Origin of the sequence: Streptococcus sp. k-378 (assembly GCF_013277505.1) — a bacterium.
Lineage (GTDB): Bacteria > Bacillota > Bacilli > Lactobacillales > Streptococcaceae > Streptococcus > Streptococcus pseudopneumoniae.
The window spans coordinates 1-648 of record NZ_VMNC01000132.1; the positions used below are offsets into that span (position 1 = coordinate 1).

Consider the following 648-nt stretch of genomic DNA (forward strand, 5'->3'; position numbering starts at 1 on the left):
TAGGGCAGGTCTATCTCGTATGTGGGAAAACGGATATGAGACAAGGCATTGATTCACTGGCTTATCTCATTAAAACCCACTTTGAATTGGATCCTTTCTCAGGTCAAGTCTTTCTCTTTTGTGGTGGACGTAAAGACCGCTTTAAAGCTCTTTACTGGGATGGTCAAGGATTTTGGCTACTATATAAACGCTTTGAGAACGGTAAGTTGACTTGGCCAAGTACAGAAAAGGATGTCAAAGCTCTCACACCTGAACAAGTAGACTGGCTGATGAAGGGCTTTTCTATCACTCCAAAAATAAATTCATCAGAAAGTCGTGATTTCTATTGAAATGAGGACTTTCTTTTTAGTATAATAAAGTTAGAAAACAGAGAGGGAAGATGATGAAAGACTTATTAAAACTCATTCAACAACAGAGTGCTACAATTGATAGTCTCACCAATGAACTTACCCTTCTGCGTGAACAAGTGGCTTATCTAACGCAAAAGCTCTATGGAAAATCCTCTGAGAAAAGTGTTTGTCCATCTGGACAAGTCAGCCTTTTTGAGGAGGAAGTTTCATCTGATGAAGATGGAGATGTTCCCAGTTGAAAGAGAAGAAATCACCTATAAACGTAAGAAAGCTAAAGGGAAACGTCAAGCTCTTCTTG

The 648-nt window shown here is 39.2% G+C and carries 2 protein-coding genes; both read left to right on the forward strand.

Translation table 11 applies throughout. The features are described 5' to 3' along the window. Positions 1–329 (forward strand): IS66 family insertion sequence element accessory protein TnpB (tnpB, locus tag HT719_RS10430; RefSeq protein ID WP_172929146.1); only part of this gene is annotated, 329 nt, incomplete at its 5' end. 53 nt (positions 330–382) lie between these two features. Then, positions 383–589 carry a transposase gene (locus HT719_RS10435; RefSeq protein ID WP_031223067.1) on the forward strand — a complete coding sequence of 69 codons (207 nt, stop codon included), beginning with the start codon at positions 383–385 and terminating at the stop codon, positions 587–589. Positions 590–648: the final 59 nt, after the last annotated feature.